This is a genomic window from Bradyrhizobium huanghuaihaiense (assembly GCF_007830635.1).
Classification (GTDB): domain Bacteria; phylum Pseudomonadota; class Alphaproteobacteria; order Rhizobiales; family Xanthobacteraceae; genus Bradyrhizobium; species Bradyrhizobium huanghuaihaiense.
In genome coordinates this window covers 41,356-67,000 of sequence record NZ_VLLA01000026.1, presented here as the reverse complement: position 1 = coordinate 67,000, position 25,645 = coordinate 41,356, and the positions used below count along the sequence as shown (strand labels likewise).

The 25,645-nt window shown below is 64.3% G+C and carries 24 protein-coding genes; 9 read left to right on the top strand and 15 right to left on the bottom strand.

Features of this window, described 5'->3' with window-relative positions:
• Positions 1 to 110 precede the first annotated feature (110 nt).
• On the top strand, positions 111 to 299 hold the full coding sequence (locus IQ16_RS36325) for a hypothetical protein (RefSeq protein WP_035666980.1): 189 nt from the start codon (positions 111 to 113) through the stop codon (positions 297 to 299).
• A 321-nt stretch (positions 300 to 620) separates the two neighbouring features.
• Positions 621 to 887, top strand: a complete 267-nt coding sequence (locus tag IQ16_RS46025; protein ID WP_018644831.1) for a hypothetical protein — start codon at positions 621 to 623, stop codon at positions 885 to 887.
• Positions 888 to 1,311: 424 nt separating this feature from the next.
• Here the strand turns inward: IQ16_RS46025 and IQ16_RS36315 are convergent, their stop codons facing one another.
• On the bottom strand, positions 1,312 to 1,521 hold the full coding sequence (locus IQ16_RS36315) for a hypothetical protein (RefSeq protein ID WP_018644830.1): 210 nt from the start codon (positions 1,519 to 1,521) through the stop codon (positions 1,312 to 1,314).
• Between the two features lie 187 nt (positions 1,522 to 1,708).
• Here IQ16_RS36315 and IQ16_RS36310 point away from each other — a divergent pair, with 187 nt between their 5' ends.
• Positions 1,709 to 1,891 carry a hypothetical protein gene (locus IQ16_RS36310; protein WP_018644829.1) on the top strand — a complete coding sequence of 61 codons (183 nt, stop codon included), beginning with the start codon at positions 1,709 to 1,711 and terminating at the stop codon, positions 1,889 to 1,891.
• A gap of 580 nt (positions 1,892 to 2,471) precedes the next feature.
• Here the strand turns inward: IQ16_RS36310 and IQ16_RS36305 are convergent.
• The gene (locus IQ16_RS36305; RefSeq protein WP_018644827.1) at positions 2,472 to 3,863 is read right to left on the bottom strand and encodes a tyrosine-type recombinase/integrase; all 1,392 of its coding nucleotides are present in this window, start codon (positions 3,861 to 3,863) and stop codon (positions 2,472 to 2,474) included.
• An 872-nt stretch (positions 3,864 to 4,735) separates the two neighbouring features.
• The gene (locus tag IQ16_RS36290; protein ID WP_018644825.1) at positions 4,736 to 4,954 is read right to left on the bottom strand and encodes a hypothetical protein; all 219 of its coding nucleotides are present in this window, start codon (positions 4,952 to 4,954) and stop codon (positions 4,736 to 4,738) included.
• 222 nt (positions 4,955 to 5,176) lie between these two features.
• On the opposite strand from IQ16_RS36290, the gene IQ16_RS36285 reads away from it, so the two are divergent.
• The 4 genes from IQ16_RS36285 (at position 5,177) to uraD (ending at position 7,796) form a co-directional block, all read left to right on the top strand.
• Positions 5,177 to 5,464 (top strand): hypothetical protein, encoded by a 288-nt coding sequence (locus tag IQ16_RS36285; protein ID WP_018644823.1) that lies wholly within the window; start codon positions 5,177 to 5,179, stop codon positions 5,462 to 5,464.
• A gap of 89 nt (positions 5,465 to 5,553) precedes the next feature.
• Positions 5,554 to 5,967 (top strand): DUF3830 family protein, encoded by a 414-nt coding sequence (locus tag IQ16_RS36280; RefSeq protein WP_008134648.1) that lies wholly within the window; start codon positions 5,554 to 5,556, stop codon positions 5,965 to 5,967.
• Entirely contained in the window at positions 5,968 to 6,903 is a 936-nt protein-coding gene (gene puuE, locus IQ16_RS36275) for an allantoinase PuuE (protein ID WP_018644821.1), read from the top strand.
• 5 nt (positions 6,904 to 6,908) lie between these two features.
• On the top strand, positions 6,909 to 7,796 hold the full coding sequence (uraD, locus tag IQ16_RS36270) for a 2-oxo-4-hydroxy-4-carboxy-5-ureidoimidazoline decarboxylase (protein WP_018644820.1): 888 nt from the start codon (positions 6,909 to 6,911) through the stop codon (positions 7,794 to 7,796).
• Here uraD and IQ16_RS36265 read toward each other — a convergent pair.
• Entirely contained in the window at positions 7,793 to 10,519 is a 2,727-nt protein-coding gene (locus tag IQ16_RS36265; protein ID WP_018644818.1) for a molybdopterin-dependent oxidoreductase, read from the bottom strand. The two genes, uraD and IQ16_RS36265, sit on opposite strands and share 4 nt — an antisense overlap.
• Entirely contained in the window at positions 10,516 to 11,340 is an 825-nt protein-coding gene (locus tag IQ16_RS36260; protein WP_018644817.1) for an FAD binding domain-containing protein, read from the bottom strand. Before IQ16_RS36260 ends, IQ16_RS36265 begins: the two co-directional genes overlap by 4 nt.
• Before the next feature lie 152 nt (positions 11,341 to 11,492).
• Between IQ16_RS36260 and IQ16_RS36255 the strand changes: the two genes are divergently transcribed.
• Positions 11,493 to 12,842: an 8-oxoguanine deaminase gene (locus IQ16_RS36255; RefSeq protein WP_018644816.1), complete on the top strand. Its 1,350-nt coding sequence runs from the start codon at positions 11,493 to 11,495 to the stop codon at positions 12,840 to 12,842.
• Positions 12,843 to 12,952: 110 nt separating this feature from the next.
• Here IQ16_RS36255 and IQ16_RS36250 read toward each other — a convergent pair whose 3' ends face one another.
• The 4 genes from IQ16_RS36250 to IQ16_RS36235 form a co-directional block, all read right to left on the bottom strand.
• Positions 12,953 to 14,029 (bottom strand): BMP family ABC transporter substrate-binding protein, encoded by a 1,077-nt coding sequence (locus tag IQ16_RS36250; protein ID WP_026312272.1) that lies wholly within the window; start codon positions 14,027 to 14,029, stop codon positions 12,953 to 12,955.
• Between the two features lie 77 nt (positions 14,030 to 14,106).
• Positions 14,107 to 15,024, bottom strand: coding sequence for an ABC transporter permease (locus IQ16_RS36245; protein ID WP_018644814.1), 918 nt, complete (start codon positions 15,022 to 15,024; stop codon positions 14,107 to 14,109).
• Positions 15,011 to 16,102: an ABC transporter permease gene (locus tag IQ16_RS36240; RefSeq protein WP_018644813.1), complete on the bottom strand. Its 1,092-nt coding sequence runs from the start codon at positions 16,100 to 16,102 to the stop codon at positions 15,011 to 15,013. Before IQ16_RS36240 ends, IQ16_RS36245 begins: the two co-directional genes overlap by 14 nt.
• On the bottom strand, positions 16,086 to 17,657 hold the full coding sequence (locus IQ16_RS36235) for an ABC transporter ATP-binding protein (protein ID WP_018644812.1): 1,572 nt from the start codon (positions 17,655 to 17,657) through the stop codon (positions 16,086 to 16,088). The genes IQ16_RS36240 and IQ16_RS36235 overlap by 17 nt, the downstream gene beginning before the upstream one ends.
• 574 nt (positions 17,658 to 18,231) lie before the next feature.
• Here IQ16_RS36235 and IQ16_RS36230 point away from each other — a divergent pair.
• On the top strand, positions 18,232 to 19,338 hold the full coding sequence (locus tag IQ16_RS36230; protein WP_018644811.1) for a hypothetical protein: 1,107 nt from the start codon (positions 18,232 to 18,234) through the stop codon (positions 19,336 to 19,338).
• A 192-nt stretch (positions 19,339 to 19,530) separates the two neighbouring features.
• On the opposite strand, the gene IQ16_RS36225 is transcribed toward IQ16_RS36230, so the two are convergent.
• The 6 genes from IQ16_RS36225 to IQ16_RS36200 are packed head-to-tail and all read right to left on the bottom strand — an operon-like array spanning position 19,531 to position 25,405.
• Positions 19,531 to 20,016, bottom strand: a complete 486-nt coding sequence (locus IQ16_RS36225; protein WP_018644810.1) for a nucleoside deaminase — start codon at positions 20,014 to 20,016, stop codon at positions 19,531 to 19,533.
• A gap of 11 nt (positions 20,017 to 20,027) precedes the next feature.
• Entirely contained in the window at positions 20,028 to 21,560 is a 1,533-nt protein-coding gene (locus IQ16_RS36220; RefSeq protein WP_018644809.1) for an ABC transporter ATP-binding protein, read from the bottom strand.
• Positions 21,557 to 22,240, bottom strand: coding sequence for a biuret amidohydrolase (gene biuH, locus IQ16_RS36215; protein ID WP_018644808.1), 684 nt, complete (start codon positions 22,238 to 22,240; stop codon positions 21,557 to 21,559). The genes IQ16_RS36220 and biuH overlap by 4 nt, the downstream gene beginning before the upstream one ends.
• A 17-nt stretch (positions 22,241 to 22,257) precedes the next feature.
• Entirely contained in the window at positions 22,258 to 23,184 is a 927-nt protein-coding gene (locus IQ16_RS36210; RefSeq protein WP_018644807.1) for an ABC transporter permease, read from the bottom strand.
• Complete coding sequence (locus tag IQ16_RS36205; RefSeq protein WP_018644806.1) at positions 23,184 to 24,296, bottom strand: ABC transporter permease; 1,113 nt, start codon at positions 24,294 to 24,296, stop codon at positions 23,184 to 23,186. Before IQ16_RS36205 ends, IQ16_RS36210 begins: the two co-directional genes overlap by 1 nt.
• A complete protein-coding gene (locus IQ16_RS36200; protein WP_018644805.1) occupies positions 24,293 to 25,405 on the bottom strand; it encodes a BMP family ABC transporter substrate-binding protein in 1,113 nt (370 codons plus the stop codon). Before IQ16_RS36200 ends, IQ16_RS36205 begins: the two co-directional genes overlap by 4 nt.
• Between the last annotated feature and the right edge of the window lie 240 nt (positions 25,406 to 25,645).

The following is a 25,645-nucleotide window of genomic DNA, read 5'->3' as shown; positions in this document are numbered from 1 at the left end:
TGCTCGAGAAAACTTGGAACGATGTTCAGGCGATCTAATTGGAACGTCTGCCCATCCCAGTTGAGGACCAGTAGTTCGCTGGGAAACGTCTCGAGGAGGAAGGAGCTAGAATGGACGACGAACGAAAAAAATCAAAAGCGGGGGAACGGGCCGCTGAAGGCTTGCGCGAAGCAGCTTCTAACGAGGAAGCAAAAAACGAGAGCAAGATGGGGCACGATCTAGCTAAGGGCGCTGATCGTTTCGAAGAGCGCTCTAAGAGCTCCGACGGAAAAAGCGCAGGCGAGAAACAAAAAACCTAAATCCGCCCGCAGATCCGTCGCGGCTTCCGACAAAAGACGCAGCGGACGCTATGAAGAAGTGAGTTCCGCTTACGTGGGGGTTTCGCCCTCGCCGCTCCTTCCGGGTTTATGCTTCGGGAAAGAAAGCGCGCCGCGTCGTCTCAGGCACGGCGAGATTATATCGCAACCGCTTTGGCTACCAAGCGCCAAAATAAGGGAACTCTGCACTCTTAAACAAGTTACAGAGCCGCCGAAAGGAAGAATGAGAGAGGTCGTGTGCGCGGCGCGCGGCATTCCCTTTCATCGTACCGTTCGGCAGCACTTCAACAGAGAGAGGCGACAATGAAGGCACCAATTCTTCTTGCTGGCGCACTAATCATCGGATGCACCGCCCCAGCACTGGCCGATGAGTACTATGTCGTGCAAGGTCCGAGCCGCCAATGCACGGTTACCACCACACGCCCGGCGGACAAGGAGATCGTAACACAAATCGGTCCGATGGCTTTCAAGAGCCGCGTGGAAGCCGAAGATCGCATCAAGCAGACTAAAGTCTGCGAAGAAGGGACAGTCGGTAGTAGCAGCAGCACGACCGTTATCAAAGAGAAGTAAGTAATCAACAGCTCGTTCCCGACCGAGTTTGGCGTCGAGAAAAGTCGCGCCCATTTTCTGACGGCGCGACTTTTTGTGTTTTCCAGACCAACTGACCAGCGGGGTTCATTCCGGCGGCCTTTACCGAATTACAACCGCGTGAGCAGGTGCGGGGATGCTCAAAATCTAACGCCCCTGCGATCACTGCAAAGATGAGTTCGCGCCAGAAGAGCTAAACCGTTCTTGCGCCACCGGCCGGGACGGTGGTTGAACAAGTCCGGGCGATCCGCCGCAATTAAAGGAAACACCTTGTTCATTCTGGCTCGCTGGGTCGGTGACGAAACACGATCACGCCCGCTGGATCAATCTTCTTACCCAAGAGCGGATCGTTTAATTCCATGTGCTCCGCTCTATCTCGGCTTTGGCCGCCTCACTGGTCGCCGATCTACTCAACTTCGACCACCAACGCTCTTGTGGGCCGCAAGCTACGCACGTAATAGCCCTGCTGCTGAACTGCCGATTTGATCTCTTCGCTCACCTTCAGAATTCTTCTTCTGCTCTTGCGCCACCTCTTGCCGGAGTAAGCTGCCGGGATCGGCGAGCCTAATCCTAAAACGAGCAGGTTACTCGTCCCGTTGCGATAGACGTCAAACACGTTTCCCCCGCGATCTATTAATTGAACAAGAATGAAATGCGCTTTGGTCGCATCAATGGACCAGCCTAGGACCTAGGATGGTCGCGCGGGTTGCAGCCTCGCAACAACATATGTTGCTTGTGAATTGCGGGGAAAATGACCCCTTATTGACACGATCTACTCAGGTTTCTGTTTGGATGTTGTTCGCATGTCACGCCAACGCACCAACTCTGCTCTTGATCAATACGAGCTTGCGGTCGATGAGATCGTCGCAGCTTGTAATGGTGATTGGCGCGGCGCGCTCAGAGCGCTGATGCTGCTGAATGAGCGGCTGGAGCTGAGATTGGAGCAGATGAGTGAGGTTCACCCTCCTCACCAGCGGCTGCATTAGGCTCTTGTCAGCGCTTCAGCTTGGGCATTTTTTCAGGTGGGTTTGCTGCCTCGAAGACACTCGCAGGAATTCTTTCTAGTCCGTAGGACGAAGAAGCAGCGTCGTGCCCGAACTTTTTCCATAATCCGAGAACGGCCCCGACGTATGAAGCCTCCCCAAATCGCGGAGGCCCTGCGCCAGTGGTTGTCGTCGTCGCGTGCGAAGCATCTGTAATAGGGCTGCAAGGACCGTAGCACCCAACAATTGCCGTGTCTTGTTCCTCCAACAACTTCGCGAGATCAACGGCTTTAGCTATCTCGAAGCAAAAATCGTCGGCTCGGGCGAATTGATCGAAAGGGTATCGGCCTCACCGGCACTCATTTTCGCTCCGGCGCCAACGAATCGCCAACCATGGCCGGCACTATGCGTTAAAGGAAAGTCAATATGGTCTCTCTCGAAACGTTATGGATGTACCACAGGCTTTTATGCATCGCTTGCCGCCATCCTTGCGCAGACGGGGACGTGCACGAATTGCGGCGGAGGCGCCGGCAGGTTGCGGAGATGATTGCCGCACGCCTGTAGGGTATGCTGGGTGCGGTCTTCATGCCGCCTCCTTGACCCGGCGCTCCACCGGCTCCCCGACGATCCGTCGCACCTCGGCCGTCACCCCATCCAGCACCGCGCGCTTCTCTTTCAAACGCTTGGAATGGTTGTAGACCTTTCCGGTGACGGTCGGCACGACAACATCGGACTTCTTGCTGGGGGCGTGATCGAGGCACTTCGCGATCCATGCATCGTCGAAGCCGAGATCGCCCGCCAAGGTGGCCGCCGTGCGACGGAGGTCGTGCGGAGTGAACCGTTTGAGGCCGAGCAGCTCGCAGAGGCCGGCAGTCTTGGTCTTATCCTTGTTCTTCTCGTTCTTGGTGCCGCGCAGCGCGTCGGCCATCGCCTTGCGGTGGATCGGCTGGCCTTTGTACATGGGGCTCTCGAAAACGTACTGCTGATCCTCTGATCCCAGCGCTTCCTTGATGATCTCGACCGCCAGGTCAGACAACGGCTGCTGGATCACCCGCCGCTTCTTGACCCGCTTGAGCGGGACGTCGAATCGCGGATGCTCGCCATCGAGGTCGAACAGCTCATCCCGATGTGCGCCGAGCAGTTCACGCGAGCGCAGCATGGTGACCAGCTCGAACTTGAGCGCCAGCCGCGTCCGGCGGTCGTAGGGGAGGTCGTCGCGGTCGAGACCATGCCAGAAGATCCTGATCTCGTCCTCGGAGAGGACGCGGGTGCGGGGATGTTCGGGGTCGAGTTTCGGCAAGTTGACACAAGGGCTCGCGGTCACGTAGTCGCGACCGGCCTCTGCCGCCCAGTTGAACAATCCCGAAGCCGCCTTGCGCATGTGGCGCGCGTTGCTGACCGAGGGCTTGCCAAACTCGCCGGCGACGATGTCGTTCGAGAGCGTGGCGATGTCGTGCTTGGTGACCTCCATAGCCAGCTTCTTGCCGAGGCGGGGGCGGAGGTAGCGGTCGAGGTGGCTGGCCGTGTTCTCCCAGCTCTCCAGCCGGGGCCGCATCTCGCCGTCCGGCTTCTTGACCGGCGTCTTCATCCACTTGATGCGCTCGTCGATGATCTCGGCGACGGTCTTGCCGCGCTTGGCTCTCGCGGCCTTCTGGTCCCGGAAGGTCTCGGCGAGCGCCTCGCCGCCCATGGTCTTGAGGCCGTAGACCTTGCTGCGGGCGTCCTCGACCGTGAAGGTCTCCGGATTGTAGACCCCGAGCCAACCCGTGCGCTGCTTGCCGGTCTGCCTGTCGGTGAACTTGAACGAGAACGTGGCGACACCGGCCGTCGTGATGCTGACGTAGAGGCCAGGGCATTTGCGGTCGTAGAACTTGGTCCGCTTGGCGACGCGTTTCTCGCACAGGCGGTCCGTCAGAATGACGCTGCTGTTGCGGCCCCGCTTGCCGGCGGGGGAGGGGACAATGGTAGTATTCATGTGGTTTCGGCTCCTAAGGCTTGGGACCAAAGGGCTCGGCCTTGGGGCTTTCAGTCTGTCGTGCGGACGCTGAAAGGCTTAGGGCCGGGCCCTTATTTTGGTGAAGCCCGCTGAAACAGCCCGCATCAGGCTAATCAAAAGCCGCTTGATTTAAAGGGTTTTCTTAGTTTCGGCGTGTTTCACCGAATGCCAAAATATAGACGTGTGGTCCTGGCCGTCGTTGCTACGGTCAAGCTCTTGCGGAGGCGGTGATCGCGTCAACCGGCGCGGTGCCGGTGAATTTCGCGGGAGTGAGGGAGGCCAGAACGAACTCGGCTCCCGGGAGAGCGCGGCATAAGCCGTCCGACCATCGCGCAGGGAAGGCCGAGTGATTGGCACCACCTGTATGCTGCTGTGCGGTTCCTTTGCGCTACATCTTCGCGCAGCGGACCGCGGGTGCGAGGTCAGCACCCGGCCTTCCCTGCGCCCTCTTGGTTTGAAGAGGGTGGAGTGACGACGCAAAGCTCGGGCGAAATCAGCCGCGAGGATGCGTAGGCGTGTCTGCGATTCGAAATGCGAGCCGAAAGAGCGACGCTGCTGCCTCATGCTCCGTCATTGCGAGCGCAGCGAAGCAATCCAGAGTCTTACCGCGGAGGAATTCTGGATTGCTTCGCTGCGCTCGCAATGACGACGTTGGAGCAGTGGGACGCCACACTCGGCTCTCGTGCCCCGGACGCAGCGCAGCGTCTCTCTGACGGTGCGCTGCAGAGCCGGGGCCCATGTCGCGGCACTGCATCCTGCGGCTTCTGGGTCCCGGCTCTGCGCAGCAACGTTACACGCTGCTGCGCGTCCGGGACACAAGAGGGACGGGACAGCGCTCTACGCTTCCAACATCACCGTCCCGCAGGCGCCGACATCGCGCCGTTGGCGTAGCGTGACCAGTCTGGCACGCTCGGCTGCGACGGCCAGATGGCGGCGTTGGAGTCGCGCACCGATTGGGTGATGGGAGCAGGGTGCGCCTTGCGGGCGTGGTGACGGTCGCTTGCGGCGGCGGTTTGGACGGTTGCGGCGGCAATCAGCATGGCGCCGAGAAGGGCGAAAGTCTTTTGCATCGTTGTTTCTCCCGCGACGACGTTCCGGCTGTGAGAAATGTTGTTGTCGTCGCGGCTGAGATGGCGATGCGCCCTTCCGAATATCAGCGGATGCCGCCTTCACGTTGGAGCGAGCAAATTTTTTGGTCCCGGCTAAATATTCGGCAACCGGCCCACGGCGCCGATGGACTTGCCCGCTGCAATCCGGTTCAATGGGGCGAATTGGCTTTCCAGGCGACAACGATGTCGAAATATCTGCTCGTCCTTCTCCTGATCGCCGCACCGGCGGCGGCGCAGGTCAAACCCACCCCGAAGAGTTCAGCGGCGCATCCGGACCCCTGCGCGCCGATCGGGCGGACCGCGGACGGCAAGCTGGTCTATTCCATGAAATGCGAGAACCTGCCGGCACCGCCCGCACCGCCGCCGCAGGCGGAACTGAAGGAAGCACCGGCCGCGGCTGCGCCGGCCGCCGAGCCGGAGCCGGAGGTGCGGCGGAGCGGCATTTTCGGCTGGTCCTACGACCGCAGGTGACGGGCCGCGCCCCTTGCGCGAAGCCCGATGGAGTGCTTTTTGCTGAAAGTTCCCCGCGGGGCGCATCGCCCCCGATTCAGAGAGATGAGATGAGCAAACTCGTTATCCGCGCCGGCGACTACACCTTCGATGCACGCTTCGAGGAGCAGGCGGCACCCAAGACCGTTGCCGCGTTCCGCAAGGCCATGCCGTTCGAAAGCCACATCATCCATGTGCGCTGGAGCGGCGAGGCGGTGTGGATGCCGCTCGGCGACCTCGATTTCGGCGTCGGCTACGAGAACCACACCAGCTATCCCGCGCCGGGCCAGATCATCCTCTATCCCGGCGGCATCAGCGAGACCGAGATCCTGATGGCCTATGGCGGTGTGAGCTTCGCCAGCAAGATGGGCCAGCTCGCCGGCAATCACTTCATCACGGTGACCTCGGGCCTGGAGAATCTGGCGACCCTCGGCAAGAGCGTGCTCTGGAAGGGCGCCCTGCCGATCCGCTTCGAGGAAGTCTGAGTGACTGACGTCCGCTACCCGCGCGATCTCCGCGGTTACGGCCGCAACCCGCCGCACCCGCAATGGCCGGGTGAGGCGCGGGTCGCGGTGCAGTTCGTCGTCAATTTCGAGGAGGGCGGCGAGAACAACATCTTGCACGGTGACCGGGCCTCGGAAGCGTTCCTGTCCGACGTGCTCGGCGCGCAGCCCTGGCCGGGCCAGCGCCATGCCAACATCGAATCCATGTTCGAATATGGCTCGCGCGCCGGCTTCTGGCGGCTGTGGCGGATGTTCACCGAGCGGAGGTGGCCGACCACCGTGTTCGGCGTCGCCACCGCGCTCAAGCGCAATCCGGAAATCGTAGCCGCGATGAAGGAGGCGGGCTGGGACATCGCCAGCCACAGCCTGAAATGGATCGAGCACAAGGACATGACCGAGGCGCAGGAGCGCGCCGAGATCGCCGAGTCCATTCGCGTCCATACCGAGGCGACCGGCGCACGGCCGCTCGGCTGGTACACCGGGCGCTCGTCGATCAACACCAACCGGCTGCTGATGGAGGAGGGTGGCTTCCTCTATCTCTGCGACTCCTATGCCGACGACCTGCCCTATTGGGTCAAGGGCCCCAAGGGCAAGCAGCTCATCATTCCCTATACGCTTGACGCCAACGACATGCGGTTCATCAACCCGCAGGGCTTTGCCGAAGGCGAGCAGTTCTACACCTATCTCAAGGACGCCTTCGACGTGCTCTATGCCGAAGGTGAGACCGCGCCGAAGATGATGTCGGTGGGGCTGCACTGCCGTCTCGCCGGCCGGCCCGGCCGCGCCGCGGGGCTGATCCGCTTCCTGGATTACATCGGCAAGCACGAGCGTGTCTGGGTGCCGACCCGTCTCCAGATCGCGCAGCATTGGCACGACAAGCACGCGCATCTCGCCGCCGATGCGTTCGAGATCGGATGAGGACAATGCCGCAGATTTCGCTCGCCGATCTCAATGCTGCCAGCAAGGCCGATTTCGTCGCTGCACTCGCCAACGTCGTCGAATACTCGCCGTGGATTTCGGAGAAGCTTGCCGAGCTGCGGCCATTCACCGGCATCAACCAGTTGCACACGGCGCTGATGGCGGCGATCCAGGCTGCCGAGCCCGACGTGCAGCTGGCGCTGATCCGGGCGCATCCAGATCTCGCCAACAAGACCCAGCGTGCGGCGGGCCTGACGGCGGTATCGACCGACGAGCAGAACAGCGCCGGCCTCGACCGGTTGTCGGAGGCCGAATACGCCGCGTTCGAACGCGTCAACAACGCGTATCGTGAAAAGTTCGGCTTCCCCTATATCGTCTGCGTGCGCCGTCACACCAAGGATTCCGTGCTGCGCGACTTCGAGACGCGGCTGCTCAACATCGCCAAGACCGAGACGCGGCGCGCGATCGAGGAGATCGGCCGTATCTCGGCGCTGCGGCTCGATCAACTCGTCGTCGCCGACGACAAGCTCAAGGTGCATGGCCGGCTCTCGACCCATGTGCTGGACAACCACGCCGGCAAGCCTGCGCCCGGCATCCCGGTGGAGCTCATCGAGCTCGCCGCGCTCGGCGAGAGCCGCGTGATTGCGCGCACCGTCACCAATGCGGACGGTCGCACCGACCAGCCGCTGATCGGCGGGCGTCCATTGCCGATCGGCCGCTACGAGCTCCGCTTCAACGTCGCCAGATATTACGCCGAGCGCAATGTGCCGCTGTCAGACCCGCCATTCCTCGACGAGATTCCGCTGCGCTTTGCCATCAGCGAGCCGGAAAATCACTACCACGTGCCGCTGCTGGTCACGCCCTGGAGCTACGCGACCTATCGCGGGAGCTAACTGCCGAACTTCTCGAGCAGTGCCGGAAACAGCCGGTCCGGCTTGAAGGGCGGCGCAGTGAAGCGGAGGCCGGTGGCGTCCGCGATCGCGTTGCCAAGGGCAGCGGCAACCGGATTGTACGGACTCTCGCTCATCGACTTGGCGCCAAGCGGCCCGATCGTGTCCGACGTCTCTGCGAACAACACCTCGGTGCGCGGCACGTCGGCGAAGGAGGGCAGGTGGTAGTCGCGGAATTTCGGGTTGGTGACTCGGCCGGTCGTATCGATCACCATCTCCTCATAGAGCGCAGCCCCGAGCGCCTGTGCGACGCCGCCCTCGACCTGGCCACGGCACTGCATGGGGTTGGCGACGACACCGGCATCCGCGGCCTGCACGCTCCTGAGAATCCTGAGCTCGCCGGTGCCCTTGTTCACCGCGACGCGAAAGCCCTGCACGTTGAAGCCGACCGAGCGCGGCGTGCCGCCGGAATTGCCGCTGCCAGCGAACGGCTGGCCGCGCTCGTGCGCGAGCTTCGCCAGTTCAACAAAGGACATGCGTCGCACGCCGCTGACGACGGTCTCGCCTTCAAGCGCGCAACCACCGACGTCGCAGAGCCAGGCCTCCGCGGCGGCCGCCTTCAATTCGGTCGCAAGCTGCGTGGCGGCGGCCTGCGTCGCCTTGCCGGCGACGAAGGTGCCAGCGCTGCCATAGGCGCCGGTGTCGTGGCCGCCATGGGCGGTGTCGGACTGGCGCAGGCGAATCCTGTCGACGGTGGTTGCCAGGATCGTCGCCGCGATCTGGCGGTGGACGGTGCTGGTGCCATTGCCGAACTCGGCAGTGCCGACGGTCAAGTCGAAGCCGCCGTCGTCATTGAGCGCGATCATCGCATCGGCGATGTGGCCGGCCGGCGGCACGGTGTCGATCATGGTCAGCGCGACGCCGTCGCCGATCAGCCATTCCGGCGACAGATCCGGCTGCGAGCCGTCCGCCTGCATCGCGCGCTCGACGAGGTCGAGGCACTGGTCGAGCCCATAGGAGCCATAGAGCACGTCATGAAATTCGGACGGCGGCGGCGACAGCATGGGGTCGCCGAGCCCGACGATGTTGCGCCGGCGCATCTCGTAGGGGCTGATGCCGAGCTGCCTGGCCAGCTCGTCGATTGCGGCCTCGATCGCGATCAGCGTCTGCGGCAGGCCATAGCCGCGAAACGCGCCCGCCGGCACCGTGTTGGTGTAGACCGCGTAGCCGTCGACCCGCTTGTTCGGGCAATTGTAGACGGCGATGGACTCCGACAGGGAGTGGAACATCACGGGGCCGGCATGATTGCCGTAAGCGCCGGTGTTGGAGAGCACGTCGAGCTGGAGCGCGGTGAGCTTGCCGCCCGCATCCGCGCCGGCCTTGATGTGGACCCGCATCGGATGCCGCGTCGAGGTCGCGATGAACTGCTCCTCGCGGGTCAGCTCCAGCTTCACCGGTCGCCCGGTCCTGAGCGCGGCCAGCGCAAGGATGTCCTCGACGAACATCTCCTGCTTGCCGCCAAACCCGCCGCCGACGCGCTCGCAGAACACGCGGACCTTGTCCATCGGAAGACGGAAGATGTCCGACAGCGCGCGCCGGGTCAGGAACGGCACCTGTGTCGAGGTACGGACATTGAGCACGCCCGCTTCATCGAGCCAGGCGAGGCCGCCATGGGTCTCGAGAGCCGCATGCTGCACGCGATGACTGTGGAAGGTGGCCTCGTAAGTGACGGCGGAGCTGGAGAGCGCGGCCGCGACATCGCCATATTCGCCATGCGTCTCAGCCGCGAGATTGCGCTGGGGATCGGCGATGCGGTTCGCAGTGGTGCGGTCGGGATGGATGATCGGCGCGCCTGGCGCCATCGCCTGCTCGGGATCGATCAGCGCGGGCAGAATCTCGTACTCCACCTTGATCCGCCGGCAGGCCTCCTCGGCCGCGCCCTCGCTCTCGGCCACGACCGCGGCAACCCTCTGTCCGATGAAGCGCACGACGTCGTCGAGGACGCGGGTGTCCTCGGGGTCCATCCAGTCCTTCTCGTGACGCGCGGTCGAGATCAGGACGGTCGGCGCATCCTCATGCGTCAGCACCGCATGCACGCCGGGAACGCGAAGGGCTTCCGACGTGTCGATCGCAACGATCCGCGCGTGGGCGTGAGGCGATCGCAGCAGCTTGATATGCAGAAGGCCGTCGATTGCGGTGTCGAAGGTATAGCGCGCCTTGCCGCGCACGACGTCAGGACCTGCGGGCGCCGGCAGACTGCGGCCGAAGGCGGCGCCGGCCTCGACGCTCTCCTCGACATTGGTCTTGCCAAGCAGCGCGTCCTCGATCGCGCGATAGCCGGTGCAGCGGCAGATATTGCCCTTCAGTGCAGATCCGAGATCGGTGCGTTGCGCCTGGTTCAGCGAGGCGCAGGTCAGGATCATGCCGGCGGTGCAGAAACCGCATTGAAAGCCCTGCGCGTCGAGGAAGGCCTGTTGCATTGGATGCGCGCCACGGTCGCCGCCGAGGCCTTCGATCGTGGTCACGGCGCGGCCCTCGGCGCGGAAGGCCGGGATCAGGCAGCTATGCACCGGCTCGCCGTCGAGCAGCACGGTGCAGGCTCCGCAATCGCCGGCGTCGCAGCCCTTCTTCACGCCGAAATGGCCAAGCTCGCGCAGGAACGTGCGCAGGCACTGCCCGGCGCGCGGCTCGTGCGTGAACGTCGTTCCATTGACCTCGAAGCTCATGATGTTGCCCCCAGGAGCTCGCCGCGGATCTCCTCTGCGAGCCGCAGCGTCATGTGCTTGCGCCAGAGCGGCTTGCCGTGGATGTCGGTGTGATAGAGGTCGTCGGTGATCTGCTGCATGATCGCATCGCGCAGCGTGCTCGCATCAGGCTGCTTGGGGAACGACAATCGGATCGGCCGCACCGTCGATGCGGTGACCGTCAGCGTCAGCGTGCCATCGGCATCGAAGCTGCCGATGAGGAGCGCTGCCGAGCGGCCGACTGGCGCGAGCGAGATCTGGCGAAACGCCGTGCGGCGCCTCAAGGCCGCGATCGGGATATCGATCTGCCGGACCAGGTCGCCTGGCGTCAGGCGGTTGCGCTGATTGCCGGTGACGAAGTCAACGACGGCGATCTGCTGCTCGCCACCGCCGGCCTTCCAGATGGTGCAGACACCGTCGAGCGCGGCGGTGAGGGAAATCATCGGCCCCGCCGGCAGCGACATGCAGAGATTGCCGCCGACGGTCGCGGTCTTCCAGATCTTGAAGGAGGCGAGGAAGGCGCGGCAGCTTTGGCCGATCAGCGGTGCTGCGAGCCAGTCGGGCGGGCAGGCGAGGCCATCGAGCTGCGCGACGGTGCATGTGGCGGCGATGGAGAGATGGCTGTCCGTGATGGTCAGCGCGGGCCATTTCAGATCGGTGAGATCGATCAGCCGCTTCAGGTGCGCTTGCGGCTCCGAGAACAGCCAGGTGCCGCCCGCGAGCCAAGCATCACCTGGCGTCCAAACGGGCAGCTGCGCGCGCGTTTGCGGATGGGCGACCGCCGTGATGGTATTCAAATCCATGGCTGCGCCAAAAGCTTCCGCCCGGTGAATCGTGCGATAGAGTCTTGCAAGACCGGAGCCAAGTCGCAACAAGCAAAGTGGTGAACGACCCTGTTCGGACTGGCGTCCGGCTTGCAGGCCTGTCGTCAGCAGATGTAAGGAGAAGCAGGCTCATGAGCGATGCAAAGCCGATCTGGATCAGGGATCCGCTGGCTATCCTCGCCGACGGTGCCGAGCGTGGAATCGTGGTCAGGGATGGCCGGATCGTCGAGCTCGTGCCGGCCGGCGGCACGCCTGCGACCGCGGATGTGGCGGTGTTCGACGCGGGCGAGCATGTCGTGCTGCCGGGCCTCATCAACACGCATCATCACTTCTACCAGACGCTGACGCGGGCGCTGCCGGCGGCGATGGACCGCGAGCTGTTTCCCTGGCTCCAGGCGCTCTATCCGGTGTGGGCGAAGCTGACGCCGGAGCGGCTGGAACTCGGCGTCACCGTGGCGATGTCCGAGCTGCTGCTCTCGGGCTGCACCACGACGACGGATCATCACTACGTCTTCCCGGCGGGACTCGAGGAGTCCGTCGACATCGAGGTCGGTGTTGCAAAGCGGCTCGGCATGCGCGTGCTGCTCACGCGCGGCTCGATGAACCTGTCGCAGCGCGACGGCGGCCTGCCGCCCGACAGCGTCGTGCAGGACGAGGACACGATCCTGGCCGACAGCGCGCGCGTGGTCGCAAAGCATCACCAGGGCGGTGCGGATGCGATGGTGCAGATCGCACTGGCGCCATGCTCGCCGTTCTCGGTGACGACGTCGCTGATGCGCGCCACCGCCGACCTTGCCGACAAGCTCAATGTGCGCCTGCACACCCATCTCGCCGAGACCGAGGACGAGAACAGATTCTGCCAGCAGATGTATGGCTGCCGTCCGCTCGACTATCTCGAGCAATGCGGCTGGCTCAACGCGCGAACCTGGCTCGCTCACGGAATCTTCTTCAATCCGGACGAGATGAAGCGGCTCGGCAAGGCCGGCACGACCGTCAGCCATTGCGCCTGCAGCAACCAGCTGCTGGCGTCCGGGTGCTGCCCAGTCTGCGAGATGGAGGAGGCCGGCGTCGGCATCGGCATCGGGGTCGACGGCTCGGCCTCGAATGACGGATCGAACCTGATGCAGGAGGTGCGTGCGGCGTTCCTGCTGCAACGGGCGCGCTACGGCGTGACCAAGGTCAGCCACAAGGATGCGCTGCGCTGGGCCACCAAGGGCTCGGCGGCCTGCGTCGGCCGTCCGGAGCTCGGCGAGATCGCCGTCGGCAAGGCGGCGGACCTGGCGCTGTTCAAGCTCGACGAGCTGCGCTTCTCCGGCCATGGCGATCCGCTGGCCGCGCTGGTGCTGTGCGGGGCGCATCGGGCCGACCGGGTCATGGTGGCGGGACAATGGGCGGTGATCGACGGGGCGATCCCGGGCCTGGATGTCGCCGATCTCATCCGCCGCCACAGTTCGGCGGCGCGGGCCATGCAGGCGGGATAATCAGGCCGAAAATTGAAAGAGGGGGCGACCACAAGTGCCGGGTGCTTCTGGCCACCCCCTCCGAACCTCCTCCGGGAGGAGCAGGTGATTTAGGCAATGCAAGAAGCGTGCTACTTGCCCGGCAGCTTGTCGTCGATGCCCTTCACATAGAAATTCATGCCGAGGATCTGGCCGTCAGCGAGGTTGGCGCCGCCCTTGCACTCGACCTCCTTGCCGTCCTGCCCAATGACCGGGCACTTGAACGGGTGCAGCTTGCCCGCGGTGATCGCGGCCTGGGCATCCTCGGCCATCTTCTTCACGTCGTCGGGCATGTTGGTGTAGGGCGCCATCGCGAACATGTGGCTGTCGAGGCCGCCCCAGGTGTCTTCGGACTTCCAGGTTCCGGCGAGCTCGGCCTTGACGCGCTCGATGTAGTAGGGGCCCCAGGTATCGAGGATCGAGGTCAGCTGGGTCTTGGGCCCGAACTTGATCATCTCGGAATCCTGGCCGAAGGCGAGCTTGCCGCGCTCGCTGGCGATCTGCATCGCGGCCGGCGAATCCGTGTGCTGCATGATGACGTCGGCGCCCTGGTCGATCAGCGCCTTGGCGGCGTCGGCCTCCTTACCCGGGTCGAACCAAGTGTTGGCCCAGATGATCTTGACCTTGATGTTCGGGTTGATGGTCTGCGCCGCCAGGATCGTCGCGTTGATGCCGGAGACGACCTCGGGAATCGGGAACGAGCCGATATAGCCGAGCACGCCGGACTTCGACATTTTGGCCGCGATCAGGCCCTGGATGTAGCGGCCCTGGTACCATTTGGCCGAATAGGTCGACATGTTCTTGTCGCGCTTGTAGCCGGTGGCGTGCTCGAAATGCACGTTCGGATACTTCTTGGCGACCTTGAGCGTCGGGTCCATGTAGCCGAACGACGTGGTGAAGATCAGCTTGTTGCCGGCGCGGACGAGCTGCTCGATGGCGCGCTCGGCGTCGGGGCCTTCGGGCACGTTCTCGAGATAGGTTGTCTCGATCTTGTCGCCCAACTCCTTCACCAGCGCCTGCCGGCCGACGTCATGCTGGTAGGTCCAGCCGAGGTCTCCGATCGGACCCAAGTAGATGAAGCCGACCTTCAGCTTGTCGGCGGCGGAGGCTGCGCTGACGCTCCCGGCAAGCAAAAGGCCGGAAGCCAGCGCAAGAAGTGATTTCCTCATCATCAATCTCCAAACATCAGGGGAAAGCCACGGTCCGCAACGTGCGCGCCCCATCGCGCATGCCGCGGAAATGAAACTCAGCGGTCAGGCACGAACACGGTGCCGAGCGCGGCCGGTGCGGTCGAGCCGCCGGTGCGCGCGCGGGAAAGCAGGACCAGCACGATGACGGTCGCGAGGTAAGGCAGCGCCGACATGAATTGCGAGGGAATGCCGACGCCCCAGCCTTGCGCATGCAGTTGCAGGATCGTCACCGCGCCGAACAGATAAGCGCCGACCACGAGCCGGCCCGGCCGCCAGGACGCGAACACCACCAGTGCCAGTGCGATCCAGCCGCGGCCGGCGGTCATTCCGGGAATGAAGAAGGGCGTATAGGCGAGCGGCAGATAGGCGCCGGCAAGTCCCGCACAGGCGCCGCCGAACATCACTGCGAAGGTGCGGATGCGCAGCACGGGATAGCCGAGCGCATGCGCGGAGACGTGATTGTCACCGCAGGCGCGCAGGATCAATCCCGCCCGCGTGCGGTACAGGAACCACCAGACGCCGACGATCAATGCGACCGAGAAATAGACGAAGCCGTCCTCGCCGAACAGCACGCGGCCGATCAGCGGAATGTCGGTTAGGCCGGGAACGTAAAGATGCGCGGCCGGCGTGATGCGCTCGCCGACAAAGCCGGCGCCGATCAGGCCGGAGAGACCGATGCCGAGAATGGTCAGTGCCAGACCCGTTGCGACCTGATTGACCGCAAGCCCGAGCGCCATCAGCGCGAACACCAGCGACATCAGCATACCCGCAACGATGCCGAACAGCGCGCCGATGAAGATCGAACCGGTGAGCCACGCGCCGGCAAAGCCGCAGGCCGCGCCGACGATCATCATGCCTTCGACGCCGAGATTGAGCACGCCGGAGCGTTCGGTCACGAGCTCGCCGGTCGCCGCGATCAGCAGCGGCGTCGAAGCGGCGAGTACCGCGAGGATGATGGCTTCAATGAGTTCCACTGGCCACCTGTCGGTTCGGGAACACCAGCTTGAAGCGGTAGAGAATGAGCGAGTCGCAGGCGAGCACGTAGAACAGCAGAATGCCCTGAAACACCTTGGTGACATCCAACGGGATCTTCATCGCGATCTGCGCCTGCTCGCCGCCGATAAAGGTCAGTGCGAGAAAAAGGCCTGCAATTAATATTCCAAGCGGATTCAGCCGGCCGAGGAAGGCGACGATGATCGCGGTAAAGCCGTAGCCGGGCGAGATGCCGGGCTGGAGGTGCCCGACGGGACCCGCGACCTCGATGATGCCGGCGAGACCCGCGAGTGCACCGGAGACGGCGAAGGTCAGGATGATCAGCTGGTTGGCGTTGAAACCGCCGAACCGTGCTGCGCGCGGCGCGGCACCGACCACGCGGATCTCAAAACCCTTGATGGTGCGCCCGAGCAGGATCGCCGCTGCCGCAACGACAAGCAGCGCGATGATCGAGCCGAGATGCAGCCGCCCGCCTTCGATCAGCAGCGGCACCGTCGCGACCGGATCGAACTCGGCCGTGGTCGGGAAATTGAAGCCGTGGGGATCGCGCCATGGACCGCGCACGAGATAGTCGAGAAAGAGATCGGCGACATAGACCAGCATCAGGCTGGTCAGGATCTCGCTGGCGCCGAACTTCACCTTGCAGATCGCCGGGATCAGCGCATAGAGCGCGCCTGCAGCGGCTGCCAGCACGAGCATCGCCGGGAGAACCCAGGCGCCGGCATCGGTGCCCTGCGTCTTCACCGCGATCCAGCTTCCGGCGACTGCGCCGATCAGGAATTGCCCCTCGGCGCCGATGTTCCAGGCGTTGGCGAGATAACAGAGCGACAGGCCGATGGCGATCATCACCAGCGGTGTCGCCTTCACCGCGATCTCCTGCAGCGAATAGCTGTCGGTGAGAGGCGCGATGAAATAGGCATGCAGCGCGAGCAGCGGATTCTTGCCGAGGATCGCGAACAGGATGACCATGGTGACGATCGTCAGGCCGATCGCGATCAGCGGCGAGACCAGCGCGATCGTGCCAGAGCGCTCGGCGCGCTTCTCAAGCACCAACTGCATGCGCGGCCTCCTTCGGCTCCAGGCTGCTGCCGCCCATGAGAAGGCCGAGCTTTTCGCGCGTCGCTTCACTCCTTGCGAGCGGGGCCGAGAGCCGGCCGTGGAACATCACAGCGATGCGGTCGGCGATCTCCGCGAGCTCGTCGAGGTCCTGGCTGGTCACCAGCACGGCCGCGCCTGCGGTGGCGAGATCGAGCAGCGCCTGGCGGATGACGGCGGCGGCGCCGGCGTCGACGCCCCAGGTCGGCTGGCTCACCACCAGCACCGCCGGGTTGCGCAGGATCTCGCGTCCCACGATGAACTTCTGCAGATTGCCGCCGGACAGGCTCGCGGCCTCGGGATCGCGCTTGGCCTTGCGGACGTCGAACGTCTCGGTTGCGCGGTCGACGGTCTTCAGCGTGGCCGCGGTGTCGATGAAGCCGTGATGGACCATGCCACTCGCTGCGTGCCCCGTGAGCAGTGCGTTCTCCGACAGCTTCATGCGTGGCGCGGTGCCGTGGCCGAGCCGCTCTTCGGGTACGAAGGCCGCGCCGAGCTTGCGCCGCTGGGTGATCGAGAGGTGGCCGGCGGCGATACCCTCGATCACCACCGTGCCGGGATCCCTGGACAGCCGCTCGCCGGAGAGCGCGGCAAAGAGCTCGTCCTGGCCGTTGCCGGCGACGCCGGCGATGCCGAGGATCTCGCCGCCCTTCAGCTCGAACGATATGTGCTCGAGCCGCACGCCGTGGGCTTCGCTCGGCGCGAGCGAGAGATCGTTGACGACGAGGCGCGGCACCGTCGTCTGCCGGCCGGCGGGAGCCTTCACCTCCTTGATCTCGCCGCCGACCATCATGCGGGCGAGCGAAGGTGCGGTCTCAAGCCGGGGATTGCAGGTGTCGACCTTCTTGCCGCCGCGCAGGATCGTTGCGGTGTCGCAGAGGCGCTTCACCTCCTCCAGCTTGTGGCTGATATAGAGGATGGCGCGGCCTTCGGCCTTGAGGCGCTCCAGCACGATGAAGAGCTGGTCGGCCTCCTGCGGCGTCAGCACCGCGGTGGGCTCGTCCAGGATCAAGAATTTCGGGTCCTGCATCAGGGCGCGGACGATCTCGATGCGCTGGCGCTCGCCGACGGAGAGCTGCCAGACCTCGCGCCTGGGATCGAGCGGCAGTCCGTAGGTCTTCGACACCTGCTCCAGCCGCGCCGACATGTCCTTGAAGGATTCCTTCCCGTCGAGGCCGAGCGCGACGTTCTCGGCGACGGTGAGATTGTCGAACAGCGAGAAGTGCTGGAACACCATGCCGATACCGCGGGTGCGCGCTTCGGACGGGCCTGACAGCGCGATTCGCTCGCCCTGCCAGCGGATCTCGCCGGCACTCGGCTGGATCAGCCCGTAGATCGCCTTGACCAGCGTCGACTTGCCGGCGCCGTTCTCGCCGAGCAGGGCGTGAATCTCCTTGGGCCAGATGTCGATGTCGATGGAATCGTTGGCGAGGAAATCGCCATAGCGCTTGGTGAGCCCGAGCGTCTGAAGCAACGGGGACTCGCCGGAATGCAGGCCGTTAGGCGTCGGATCTAACATTCGCTGATGCGCTTGCATGGGATGAAGTGCCTCAATAGTGGGCTAGTTTGAACCGCCGCGTAAGGTGTGAAAAAGCGTCATCCCTTGCTCAACGCTTCGGCAGGCGCGTGGTGTCGGCGAGTCGTGGCGCTCGCCGCGCGCGGATCGTGCTCGCGCGCCCTTCGAACCGTCCGATGAAGGCGGTGCTCGCGCGTGATGCCTGTTGCAAATTTGTGACGGTACAAACCAAATCGGAACCCACTGTGCAGCCTTGACCTGACGCTGAGCAAAATCGCGCCAGAACGCGTATGCAATGTCGGATCGCCGCATCAGGCGCCGTCGGTAATTCGGCCCGCCTTGTTCGTTCGACACGAAATGCGAACAAAATCAAATGGGAATGTCTGGCAATGGCCAGCCGCGCGGACAATGCGCACGACCCGCAAATGCACTCAAAATCCTGAAGGAAGACGTCGGCCACTGCCGAAACAAGCGGCATGCCTTGAAAAAAGTTGAGGCTTCTCACTCCGGGATATCGGCGCAAGTGTCGCACCCAAGGGCGTTCATTTTTACGTGTCCAAACTTGGGGGTATTCAGGATGTCGTTTCGTTTCAAGGCAATTGCAGCAACGGCGCTGTCACTTGCTACGCTGGCCATCGGCGGCTGGGCTCACGCGGCGGACCTGCCGGTCAAGGCCGCCAAGAAGGCGCCGGACCTTCCGTTCTTCCTGGTGATCGACAATCGCGTCACGTTCTCTTGGATGCCCAAGGGCACCGATCCCGGCATGTGGAGCGTCCGTCCCGATGGCAGCATCAACGGCACCACCGCCAAGCAGGTTTACTCCTTCACGCACTTCGACCTCTGGGCCTACGGCACCAACTTCTTCACCATCTCGATGTTCAAGTCGGGCAAGAACGATCCTGCCAGCCCTTGCGTCGCGCCCGGCGTGACCATTACCGGCGGTGCCGCCGACTGCGCCGGCGCGACCGAGATCTACGGCCTGTTCCGCTCGACCTTCGGCTGGAACGAGCTGTTCAACACCAAGGCCTTCACCATGGGGCCGCTGCACAACATCTCGTTCGAAGTCGGTATGGACGGCAACACCGAGAACAACTTCCTCGCGCCGGCCAAGCGCGACGTCGTCGCCGGTCTGCAGTTCGCTTTCGACCTTCCCTACAAGGGCTACTTCAACGTCGCGCCCTTGATGTACTACGAGTTCCTGAACCACAACGCCTTTACCCAGTGCGGCCTGTTCGGACCGGGCGTGGCGGGCGTGACCTGTAACTCGGACGGCAATGTCAGCTATCGTCCGACCTGGGCCGTCGAAATCAACTACTACATGGACCTCGGCTTCCTGCCGCCGAACATGCAGTTCTGGTCGATCAGCGGCCGCGCCGGCTGGTACGGTCCGAAGGGCGACTCCAACGGCCTGCCTGCGCTCTCGGGTGTCGGCCGGTTCTCGACCGCTTCGAAGACCGAGCTGAACAGCGAACCGATCCGCCTGACCTTCGACGCCTCGAAGGCGGTCTGGGGTGACAAGTACTCGCACTTCGTCGACCTCTGGGTCTCCTACCGCTACTGGCAGAACAAGTTCGGCCTCGACCACAACGCCATGCCCGGCGTCTGCACCATCGCCGCGACCGGCCAGAGCACCAAGAGCTGCACCGAGTCGACCGTCTATGGTGGCGTCACTGTGAAGTTCTGATCGACTGACGCTCTCCAAGGTTCGGATGGCGCCGCGCAGGGATGCGCGGCGTCATTCGTGTTTGCCAAGGAGAAAGCTGCCGTAGGGTGGGCAAAGCGAAGCGTGCCCACGACGTCTACCGATGTTGAAGTCAGATCGTGGGCACGGCGCAAGGGCGCCTTTGCCCACCCTACGGCACTGTTTGCTGGGTACCTACTTCGTCCAAACGCCATCGTGCAGGGCTTCGGCCTCGTCTTCGAGCAGCGGTCCGACGACCTCCGTCGGGCGCTGGCCGCTTGCAAACACCTCGCGGCAGGGCAGGTCCAGCGTCGGGTTCTCCGGATGGTTGCCGGTGACGCCGCGCAGGCGGTGCTCGCTGAGGCCATAGACGACGCGGCCGATGCCGGCCCAGTAGATTGCGCCGGCACACATGGCGCAGGGCTCGGCCGAGGAATAGAGCGTGGCTTTGGCCAGCACATCGCGGTCGAGCGTACGGCAGGCCTGGGTGGCTGCGAGGCGCTCGGCATGCGCGGTGCCGTCGTGATCCGGCATGTAGCCGTTCTCGGTCTCGATCAGCACCTTGCCGTCGGCATCGACGACGATGCAGCCGAAGGGATGGTTGCCGCGGGTGAGGGAACGGCGGGCGACCGCGAAGGACAGGCGCAGAAAGTGCTCGTCGCGCCCTGATGCGTCGTCCATCGGTCCTCCGTTCAATGTCCCGCCATGTGCCTGCCGACTACGGTGAGATCGGCTTCGCTGGTCCGTGCTTCATACACGAATTCGCCGTGGAACATCACCACCAGCCTATCAGACAGTTCGAGCAGTTCGTCGAGATCCTCGCTGACGAGCAGAACCGCGGCGCCGCGGTTGCGGGCCGCCATGATCTCGGCGTGGATCTGCGCGACCGCCGCGAAATCGAGCCCGAAGCAGGGATTGGCCGCGATCAGCACCTCGACGTCGCCGCCGAGCTCGCGGGCGAGCACGGCGCGCTGCACGTTGCCGCCCGACAGCGCCGAGATCGGCGTATCCGGCGTGCGGGTCTTGATCTTGTACTGGCCGATCTTCTTCCTGGCGTCGCTGCGGAAGGCGCTGCGATTGAGCCACCAGCCACCGCTTGCAAAGGGCGCACGGTCGAACTCGCGGAAGGCGATGTTGTCGGCGACGCTCATGCCGCCGACGCAGGCGTTCTTCAGCGGCTCTTCGGGCAGCAGCGACATCCTGTGGCGCCGCATCTCCTCGCGGCTGGCGTGATAGGGATCGCCCGCCACGCGCACCTCGCCGCTCTCGGCCTCGCGCTGGCCGGCGAGCACCTCGACGAGCTGGCGCTGGCCGTTACCGGAGACGCCGGCGATGCCGACGATCTCGCCGGCGCGCACCGTAAGGGAAACATCATGCACGGCGATCGCGCCGGCATCGTCGAGCGCGCGAACCTTCTCGAGTTCCAGCCTCGCCTGTCCGGCTTCGCCGGTGCGCGGCGGCTGCACGGTCAGCTCTTCGGCGCCGATCATGGTGCGCGCCATCGCATCCGGCGTCAGTTCGGCGACCTTGCCGGCGCCGGCGAGCTTGCCGCGGCGCAGGATGGTGACCTCGTCGGCGAAGGCCATGACCTCGCGGAACTTGTGCGTAATCATCAGGATGGTCAGCTCGCCCCTGACCACCATATCGCGGAGCATGCCGAGCACTTCGTCCGCTTCCGCCGGCGTCAGCACCGAGGTCGGCTCGTCCAGGATCAGGAAGCGGCGCTTCAGATAGAGCTGCTTCAGGATCTCGCACTTTTGGCGTTCGCCGGCGGAGATGTCGGAGACCTTGGCGGAGAGTGGCACCTTGAAGGGCATCCGCGCCAGGAACCCCTCGAGCTCCTTCATCTCCTTGGGCCAGTTCACCATGGCCGGCACATTGTCGCGCGCCAGCACGAGATTTTCGGCAACCGTCATGGCCGGCACAAGCGTGAAATGCTGGTAGACCATGCCGAGGCCGAGCGCGTGCGCGTCCTTCGGATTGGCGATGGCCTGCTCGCGGCCGCCGACGATGATGTCGCCTTCGGTTGCGTGGTAGTAGCCCATGATGCATTTGACGAGGGTCGACTTGCCGGCGCCGTTCTCGCCGAGCAGGGCGTGGAACGAGCCTGGCCGCACCTTCAGCTCGACATTGTCCAGTGCCAGGAAGTCGCCGAAGCGCATGGTCATGGCGATGGCATCGACGCCGAAGGCACCTGACGGCGGTGGCGTTTCGCCGATGATCACGAAATCGCTCCGATGAAGGCGTCCGACGTCGAGACCGCTCCGAACACACCGCCTTGCATCTTGATCATCTTCAGCGCGTGATCGTGGTTGCTCTTGTCGGTGGCGCCGCAGCAATCGTGCAGCAGCACGCATTCGAAGCCGCGGTCGTTGGCCTCGCGCATGGTGGTGTGGACGCAGACGTCGGTGGTGATGCCTGATAGCACGATGTTCTCGATGCCGCGGACGCGCAGGATCAGCTCGAGATCGGTGGCGCAGAACGAGCCTTTGCCCGGTTTGTCGATGATGGGCTCGCCAGGCAGTGGCGCCAGCTCCTCGATGATGTCCCAGCCAGGCTCGCCGCGCACCAGGATGCGGCCGCACGGGCCGGGGTCGCCGATGCCGGCGCCGATCTGGCGCGAGCGCCAGCGCTTGTTGGCGGGAAGGTCGGAGAGATCGGGGCGATGGCCCTCGCGGGTATGGATGATGTGAAAGCCTTGGCTCCGCATCGCGGCGAGCAGCCTCTTGATCGGCTCGATCGGCGCCCGCGTCAGCGAGAGGTCATAGCCCATCTTGTCGACATAGCCGCCGACGCCGCAGAAATCGGTCTGCATGTCGATGATGATCAGCGCGGTGTTCTCGGGGCGGAGATCACCGTTGTAGGGCCAGGCGTAGGGCTCGGACTTGATGTAGCGCTCGGGCATGGACGACCTCGTGCGTGTTACCGTGTGATCGAGAGTTCGGCGGGCGCGCCGGTCAGCGTGCGCTTCGGCGAGCAGGTGATGATCATGATCGCCAGCGTCAGGATGTAGGGCGCGGCGTTGAAGAGGTGATAGCCGGAGGTGACGCCGACCGATTGCAGTGCCGGTCCCAGCGCCGCGGCACCGCCGAAGGCGAGTGAGGCCCAGAGGCAGAGCAGGGGATCCCAGCGCGCGAAGATCACGAGCGCCACTGCGGTGATGCCCTGGCCCGAGGAAAGGCCCTCGTTCCAGCTTCCGGGATAGAACAGCGACAGGAACGAGCCGCCGATGCCGGCGAGGAAGCCGCCGACCATGGTGGCGCGCAGGCGGATCAGCCGCACGGAATGGCCCATCGCGCGCGCGGCATCAGAGCTCTCGCCGGCGGTGCGGATCAGAAGACCCCAGCGCGTGGTGCGGAAGGCCCAATAAAGGATCGGCGCCAGCGCGACTCCGATCAGGAACAGCACGTTGATGCGCAGCGCGGCGCGCACCTGCGGGATGTCGCTCCACCAGCCGAAATCGATCGCGGGCAGTCGCGGCGCGGTCGGCTCGATCAGCGGCTTGCCGAGATAGAAGGCGAGGCCGGTGCCGAACAGCATCAAGGCGATGCCGACCGCAACGTCATTGACGCGCGGCAGCGAGCAGATGCCGGCATGCAGTGCGCCCAGCAGCGCGCCGGTGATGCCCGCGGCGAGCACCCCGAGCCACGGGGAGCCGGTGAGATAGGAGATGCCATAGGCGCTCATCGCGCCCATCACCAGCGTGCCTTCGAGGCCGAGATTGATGCGGCCGGAGCGCTCGGTGATGCATTCCCCCAGGCTCACGAACAGGAACGGGGTGGAGACGCGAATGGCGCCGCCGAGCACGGCGAGCGGGACGGTCCAGAGTCCGATCGAGCCGTCTGCCATCAGGATTTTCCCTTCAAAAATCCGATGCGCCCGTACAGCGCATCGCTGGCGAGCACGAAGACGAAGATGATGCCCTGCAGCACCAGCACGGACGCATCGGGCAATCCGAGACGGCGCTGCAGCAGGCCGCCGCTGGCGCTGATGCCGCCGAGCAGGATCGCGACCGGAATGATGGCGAGCGGATTTTGCCGTGCGAGGAAGGCGACGAGGATGCCGGTGAAGCCGTAGCCCGCTGCAAGGTTGGCGTTGGTGCGCCCCTGCACGGCGGCGACCTCGACCATGCCGGCAAGACCCGCCGCGCCGCCGGCGAGGAAGCAGACGGTCAGGATCAGCTTGCTGACCCCGAGGCCGACGATCTTCGCAGCGCGAATGTTGCCGCCCGCAACCCGCGCGGCAAAGCCGAACACGGTGTGATAGATCAGAATGTAAGAGGCGATCGCGGCGATCAGGCCGAAGACGAGACCCCAATGCACGTCGGTGCCGGGAATGGAGCCGATCATGTTGGCGGCGCCGATCTCACGCGTCGACGGCTTGTTGAGGCTGGCGGGATCGCGCATCAGCCCCTCGACGAGATGGTTGAGGATCGCGAGGGCGATGTAGACGAGCAGCAGGCTCGAGATGGTTTCGTTGACGCCGCGATATTGCCGCAAGGCGCCGGAGAGCATGATCCACGAGCCGCCACCGATCACGCCGGCGCAGACCATGGTGATCTGCACGACGAGCGGCGGCATGCCCTGAAGCGCGAGCGCGGCGCTGGTCGCCGACAGTGCGCCGATCAGCAGCGCGCCTTCGCCGCCGATGATGACCATGCCGAGTTGCGCCGGCAGCGCCGTGCAGAGCGCGGTGAGGATCAGGGGCGCCGCGCGCGTCAGCGTGTTCTGCCAGGAGAACCAGGTGCCGAACGCGCCGTAATACATGTAGAAATAGAGATCGAGCGGATTCTTGCCGAACATCGCGACGAAGATGCCGAACACCGCGAGCGCGCCGACGAGCGCCGCGCCCGGGATCAGGACATACTCGATCGTGCCGCCGTAACGCTGGAGGAAGCCGGAATCGGCGGCCGGGGCAACTGTCCCGACCGCTTCCGTGGAATCCGCCGTTTCCGCGGTCACGAAGTCGCTCCGATCACGCCTTCGACGAGGTAGTCCATCTTCTCGAGTTCAGGATCCTTCTGGCCTCGGTCGGTGCCGGTGGCGATCACCGTCTTGCCCTTGTTGTCAACGAGGCCGCCCTTGAAGATGGCAAAGCCCTCCGCAGACAGGAATTTTGCCTTGGCCTCGTCGGCCGCCTTGCGCGCCTCGGCCGAGACAGCTTCGCCGTAGGGCGAGACCTTCACGATCTCTTCCTTCAGGCCGCCGCGGTAGAAATTCGGGATGCCTTCGCCGGCCGCGATCATCTTGACGAACTTCGGATAGAGCGCTTCCCAGTTCCACTCGGCGCCGGTGAGATAGGCCTTGGGTGCCAGCGCCGACTGATTGGTGTGATAGCCGCAGACGAAGGCGCCGCGCCGCGCGGCGTTCTCGACCATGGTCTTGGGGCCATCGACGTGACAGGTGAGCACGTCCACGCCCTGGTCGATCAGGCTGTTGGTGGCTTCGGCCTCCTTGACCGGCATCGACCAGTCGCCGGTGAAGATCACCTGCGTGGTGGCCTTTGGATTGACGGACTTGGCGCCAAGCGTGAAGGCGTTGATGTTGCGCAGCACCTGCGGGATCGGCTTGGCGGCGACAAAGCCGAGCTTGCCGCTCTTCGACGTCAGGCCGGCGACGATGCCCGAGATGTACTGGGCCTCGTCGATGTAGCCGAAATAGCTGCCGGCGTTCTTGGGATCCTTGTCGCTCCAGAGCCCGCCGCAGTGCTCGAAGCGGAGCTTCGGGTACTTGCTGGCCATCTTGATCATGTGCGGATTGTAGTAGCCGAACGAGGTCGGGAAGAGCAGGGTGGCGCCATCGAGATTGATCATGGACTCGATCGTCTTCTCGACCGCGTCGGTCTCCGGCACTTTCTCTTCCTCGACCACCTTGAGGCCGGGAATCTTCTTCAGTGCCGCCGCGCCCTGCGCATGCGCCTGGTTGTAGCCATAGTCGTCGCGCGAGCCGACATAGATGAAGCCGATGGTGGTCTCGGCCGCGAAGGCCGGGCGGAGGCCCGCCGCCGCGCCGAGGGTGAGGGCCGCGCCGCCCTGCAACAAATGACGTCGTGAAATCCTGCCAATATCCATTGCTCGCTCCCCTTGGCGGATGACCCGCCTTGATCTCGCGGCTGCGCCGGCCTGGCGGAGCCGGGATCAGATGTCGCAAGCTTCGTGCCAGAGACTAGGAAGAGTGCAATTCTTCATAAATATTTGAAATACATAGGGTATAATCTGCATCAAGAACTTGGCGAGGAAAGCGGCAGATTAATTTATAGGCACTATCCTGTAATTGTATGCAGTGGAGTTAAGCAGTCTTGACCGGCTCCC